The organism is Paenibacillus sp. P4_A7 (genome assembly GCF_056402455.1).
The window spans coordinates 1-5,803 of sequence record NZ_JBFUHJ010000359.1; the positions used below are offsets into that span (position 1 = coordinate 1).

The 5,803-nt window shown below is 46.2% G+C and carries 7 protein-coding genes; 2 read left to right on the forward strand and 5 right to left on the reverse strand.

Annotated elements, in window-relative coordinates; genetic code table 11:
* The coding region (locus AC1DWN_RS26125; RefSeq protein WP_477561817.1) for a sensor histidine kinase at positions 1–1,036 on the forward strand (1,036 nt) is incomplete at its 5' end.
* A complete protein-coding gene (locus tag AC1DWN_RS26130) occupies positions 1,024–2,688 on the forward strand; it encodes a response regulator transcription factor (protein ID WP_477561818.1) in 1,665 nt (554 codons plus the stop codon). The genes AC1DWN_RS26125 and AC1DWN_RS26130, both read left to right, overlap by 13 nt.
* Positions 2,689–2,757: 69 nt before the next feature.
* On the opposite strand, the gene AC1DWN_RS26135 is transcribed toward AC1DWN_RS26130, so the two are convergent.
* The 5 genes from AC1DWN_RS26135 to AC1DWN_RS26155 all read right to left on the reverse strand — a co-directional run.
* A complete protein-coding gene (locus AC1DWN_RS26135; RefSeq protein WP_477561819.1) occupies positions 2,758–3,633 on the reverse strand; it encodes an AraC family transcriptional regulator in 876 nt (291 codons plus the stop codon).
* Between the two features lie 19 nt (positions 3,634–3,652).
* Positions 3,653–4,510 carry a phytanoyl-CoA dioxygenase family protein gene (locus AC1DWN_RS26140; protein WP_477561820.1) on the reverse strand — a complete coding sequence of 286 codons (858 nt, stop codon included), beginning with the start codon at positions 4,508–4,510 and terminating at the stop codon, positions 3,653–3,655.
* 118 nt (positions 4,511–4,628) lie between these two features.
* A complete protein-coding gene (locus AC1DWN_RS26145; RefSeq protein WP_477561821.1) occupies positions 4,629–4,904 on the reverse strand; it encodes a hypothetical protein in 276 nt (91 codons plus the stop codon).
* 428 nt (positions 4,905–5,332) lie between these two features.
* On the reverse strand, positions 5,333–5,461 hold the full coding sequence (locus tag AC1DWN_RS26150; RefSeq protein WP_477561822.1) for a hypothetical protein: 129 nt from the start codon (positions 5,459–5,461) through the stop codon (positions 5,333–5,335).
* 1 nt (position 5,462) lies between these two features.
* Positions 5,463–5,803 (reverse strand): SDR family NAD(P)-dependent oxidoreductase (locus tag AC1DWN_RS26155; protein WP_477561823.1); only part of this gene is annotated, 341 nt, incomplete at its 5' end.

The following is a 5,803-nucleotide window of genomic DNA, read 5'->3' on the forward strand; positions in this document are numbered from 1 at the left end:
CGGCGCCGGCTCTGTAAAGCTGATGAATACAACATATTGGGAATCTTTTATTACATCCGACTCACTCAATCTATCTCTGTTTGTCTATATTCCGGAAGAGAACRTATTGGGTGAATTGAGAAGCTATGAAAAATGGGTATGGGTTATTCTAGCCATATCGATTGTTGCTATTATTCTACTCGCTTTAACATTGTACAGGATCATTCATAACCCGCTCAGAAAGCTTGTTTCCGCTTTTCGCAAGGTAGAACAAGGTCTTTTTACGCCGGTTGCAGTGAAAGCGACAAAGGACGAGTTCAGCTATTTGTTTGCGGGCTTTAACCGTATGGTCGCCCAACTTAACATCTTAATTCATGAAGTGTATGAGAAGGAAATTAACTCGCAAAGATCGGAATTAAAGCGACTTCAGGCGCAAATTAACCCGCACTTTCTGTATAATTGCTTTTTTATAATGGGCGGCTTGATCACCGATAAGGAATATGACAAAGCGTCTGGATTCAACTTTTACTTGCGCGATTATTATCGGTTCATCACGAAGAATGCAGAAGATCTAATTCCGATGGAAGAAGAAATGAAGCATACGAAGACATATGTGGATATTCAAACGATCTGTTACGGAGATCGCATCGACGTCGAAATAGAGTCGCTGCCCGAGCTTTTGAGCTGCGTGCTTGTGCCTCGCCTGATTATCCAGCCGATTATTGAAAACGCCTATAAATATGCGCTGACCTGCCATGCTTCGCAGGGCCAATTATGGATTCAATACGAAAAGGATAAGGAAATCATGAGCATCATGGTAGAGGATAACGGAACGAACATCGAGGATGCTCAAATTGCTGCCTTATCTGCCCAGCTTGCATCAACGGTAATACCGAGGGAAGAACCTACCGGATTAATCAATGTGCATCGCCGTTTACAGCTAATGTTTGGTCAGAACTGCGGCTTAGCCTTCAGCAGATCTCAGTTGGGTGGTTTATGCGTTATAATCAGGATCAAACTGCAAAACGATTTGGAGGAAACGGCATGTACCGAATGATGGTTGTGGATGATCTCCCTATTATTGTTGATCGACTTGTAGGGTTAATTGGAGAGCACGAACAATTAGAACTCGACATGTATAAAGCGTATTCAGCATTTGAAGCCATTGAAATTCTCAAAAAAACCAAAATAGACATTGTGCTGACTGATATTAAGATGCCTGGTATGGAAGGAATCGAGCTGCTTCATGAAATCCATAAATATTGGCCGAAATGCAAAGTCATTTTCCTGACAAGCTACGGTGAATTTCATTATGCAAAAGCTGCTATCTCTGGCGGAGGATTTGATTTCATCCTTAAGTTCGAAAGCGACGAGGTCATTATCAAAGCCATATTAAAGGCAGTTTCGGCGCTTCACGACGAGTATGCAACAATAAAGCAGCTTCATGAGGCACAAATACAGAAAAGACAGGTGACCCCGTTTCTGCAAGAGCAGATTTTGTACAATTTGCTGTATGGAAAAGGAGATTTCCGACGCAGCAAAGAACAATTCAGCGAAATAGGAATCCAGCTGAATTGCGACATGCCTGTGTATGTACTTGTCGGTAGAGTAGACGACTGGGCAGCGATTACTGGGACAACAGATCGTAAACTGCTGCTGTATGCTGCGCGCAATGTTATAGAAGAGCTACTCAACGTATCGGCTGTTATAGCGTCGGTAACTATTGAAGAATCGAGAGTGGTTTGTCTTCTCCAGCCCAAGGATATCTTGATCGCCGAGCATCAGGAAGAACAAGCTGACGAAGTATGGGAACGAACCTTTGTCTTTGTTTACGAATCCATTCCCTCCATTCAGTCGGCATGCCGCGATTTGCTCAAGCTTTCGTTTTCTTTTGCGCTCGGGAAGGAGCCCGTTATGCTCAGCCAGCTCCCGGAATTGTTTGATCATCTGCGCTCTCTATTCTTGAGCCATGCCAGCGCGGGCAGAGAGCTGCGGCTCACGGATCGAATCGCCTCGGACGCTAACAATCCGTCAGTTGCTGCCGCTAAACATAAAATGCAAAGCTTCGTGATCAAAAAAATAGAACTGCTCGGACACTATCTGGAAAATGGAACAAAAGAGGAATTTGACCGGCTATTCGAGGAAATTATAGGCGATACGGCTCGCGAGTCCAACTCTGGTTTTTTGAAGCTAGAGGTCTATTACAGCTTAGCTTCCGTATTTTCGTCCCACTTTCGTCTCATTCCTCCGGATTCTGCCCTAACAGCAAAGATCGAGCTGGGAAAACTGACGCAGGCGAACCCTGAGGATTTGTCCTGGGAAGAAATGAAGACCTACTTTTCCGCAATAGCGAATCGAATCTTCGCGCATAAGAGTGAAACCAAAGAGCTTGGCAAAGAAAATATCATTCTATGGTTGAACGATTATATCGGGAAACATATTGACGAGGATCTATCGCTAACGCGTCTTGCTGAAACCGTCCATTTGAATCCTGTGTATCTATCGCGCATGTATATGCAAGCATCCGGTATTGGGATTTCCGATTATGTGAATATATGTCGGTTAGATAAATCAAAAGAACTGCTCAAAAACACCCACTATAAAATATATGAAATTGCCGAAAAGGTGGGTTACGATTCGGCACTGTCGTTCATTCGTTTTTTCAAAAAACAAATAAACATGACCCCCCAGGAGTATCGGAAATTATGATGAATCTCAAAATACCGGGAAACGTCATGTGACTCCAATCCAATGCGAAATGCTCGTTACAGCCTTCGCTCAATAAGCGGGCGATAACTCGCGAAACTCTTGCGGCGAAACCGACACAAGTTTTTTGAATTCACGATAAAAGGACGACGAGCTTTGGAAACCGCAGCTCAAATAGATATCCGTAATCGGCATACTCGTTCCACTCAGAAGCTTCTTCGCTTCCTGGATTCGAATTTGCAGCAGATAGGATTTGAAACGCTCGCCTACGATTTCCAAAAATAAATGCCGTGTCCGGGACGGACTGAGCGTCAGAAGTCTGGCAATATCCTCTAGCTGCAAAGGCTCGTGGAAGTGATCCTGAATGTAAGCCAGCGCGGGCTGAAAATGCACGAACTTGGAGGAAACCCGCTTTCTCTGCACACTTATATTTCCATTCTCGTAATGCCGAAGCAGGAGGGCGCAAATATGGAACAACAAGCTCTTCACGATACTTTGATAAGCGCTGCGGCAAGCATCAAGCTCAGTCTTTATCTCGATGAGCATACGTCCGATTTGCTCAGCGGTTGATGTATGGGCGGGAATGCAATGCTCGAAAGTTTGCGGATCGTAAATAAAAGGCAGAAGTAGGTCAGGATTAAACGCATGGATCGTCTTTACATCCAGACAGACAACAAGACAGACGCAGGCGTCGCCGGGATTCGACTGGCTCGTATGACGCTCCGTATTATTGACCAGGATGATGTCTCCGGGTTCTACTCGATACCGCTTCTCCATACATGTGAACGTGCCGCGGCCGGTCAAGCAGTAACAGAGCTCCAGCGTCGGATGCCAATGAATCGGCTCCTGAACGTGGTCCAGCGTCCACTCGATAATGTCGATGCCCGTCTCCTTATCCAAATTGAACATGAGTTTGACTCCATCGTTCTTGCCGATGTTCCCCATCATACCGCCCCTCTTCACCGAATTACTTCGTGCTGGACCATGATCTCCCCATACCTATATACTCTTCAACGAGAGGCTTTACTTCCTCCGGACAATTCGCGATAAAGGTCCGCGCCGATTCAGGCAAAGGCCAAACTTCATCGAATTGCTGTCCCTTCGTCCGGAACGAGAGAGCGCAGCTAAGCCTCGTTTCCGTGCCGTTGTGAGCATGTACCCCGTGATACGTCCGCTCCGCAAAAACAATCATGTCCCCTGGGTCCGAATAGAGATTGAATACTTCCTTGAAATCCATTTCCACGCAATCCTTCGGCTCGGTCCCTTTTCGGTAGAACGACTTTCGGTTGCTTGTGAACTCAAACTCTTCCGGCCCTTCCCATTCTTTCGTATGCGAATCGGGAATAATGGCGATCCCCGCTCTGTCAGGATGCGTCCCGTTCAAATAAAACCAGTTGGAGCTGGCGCCCGTCGTATTCAGAACGCCGTCCACTCCGTAAGGATGAGTTCTCGGCTGCCAGTCTGTATGCCAAGCGCCGACAGGGGCTCCCGGTTTCTTATAAATGGCTGCGGAACGATTGAGCGTAATCGGCTGGTATCCGTACAGACAGCGAACGATTTTCATATAAGGCTCATAAGTCAGCAGACCGGAAAGCGCCTGCGATTGCTCAATAAAACTATTGGCGAAGCTTGTCGTTCCAGGAGTTTTGTCGGTTTCGTCTTCCAGCGCCAGGCGAACCTCTGCCTTCAGTTTATCGACCATTTCCGGTGAAAGCAATCCTTTCACGACGGCAAAACCATGCTGCTCGTTGCAGTTGTAAATTCCCTCTACATCATCTTTTTCGAATTCATATACGTACGGCAGTTTCTTCGGCATTGTACTCATCGAATCTCGCTCCCTTTTGCTTATTGGATTTTATTTACACCTTAATTATAGCGCCGCCCTCTTGGAGTATCGTCCCACTAAAGGCAAACGGATTCCCACAAAGGGCTAATATTAGAATTTATCGAGTACTGGCGAATTTCAACAAGGCCACGGAATGCTTGGGAAGCAGTAGCGACACCCGGTCAAGCTCTCGCCATTCCAAGTCCTCACGCTGTAGATTTCGTTCTCTATCAAGTATATAATGCTCGCCAGGCAACTGCTCCCGCAGCCCGAGAAGCTCCAGCTCGTAAAGGCGCGTCAGGGCATTGAAGTTGCTGATCAGTACGGCCGCTTCTCCGTCGTCATTTACAGTGGCGCAGCAATATAGAGCTTGCGCTTCTTGAGCCAGCGACACCGCAGCCTTATTTGGGAATTGCGCGAGCTGGTTAAAAGCTTCAAATGCGTATTACGTTTTTTTGCGGAACCCCGTAATAATCAAACAGCCCCGTGCAAGCGTTTGATCCTGCCTGTATTGCTATTAAAATCAATGGTAATGTCAGTCACTTGGCATGTCCCCCTTGCCGTCTTCCCATAGAAGGCTTCCATTGCTCCGTCTACAATCCGCCTACAATTTCAAGTCAAAGAAAAAGTTCCTGTTCCCGTGGAAATTACGGGAATGGGAACTTCAACAGGCTTAATACAGAATAACCTTTATTACTTATGAGTTTGAATTTCTTGCACGGCAATCAATGCCCGCATGAGTCCTTGTGCTACCTCCGCTCGGGATACTCTTTCTTTAGGAGGAAACTTGTCATTCCCAAGTCCGATCATGATATTGCTTATTTACCTTTGTATACCGATGATCTGGCCCATGATGAAATCATCACCCTTGAGTTGCGAAACTTCATTTCCTTCCAGTTGTCCAAAGTCAAAACAGCCGGTACTAATGCAGTCCGGCTGTTTTGCTTGCAAACTAATTCATCACCCATCCACCATCGGCATTCAACGTCTGACCTGTAATACAATCACTATCCGGCGCTGCAAGGAAAACAAAGCTACCGACCATATCCCCTGGGAGAATTCTGCGCGGGATAGATTGTTCCGATGCGAAATAAGCACGCGTTTCCTCTTGGACATGTGGATCAGGAAAATCAAGTAATTCCTGCTCTGTCATTACAGCACCAGGGGTAATCGCATTAACCGTAATACCATGTTTACCCACTTCTCTACTCAAACCGCGTGTAAAACCAATAACCCCACCTTTGGAAGAAACATAATGTAAGAAATCTTTTTGTCCTCTCAGAAAGGTAACCG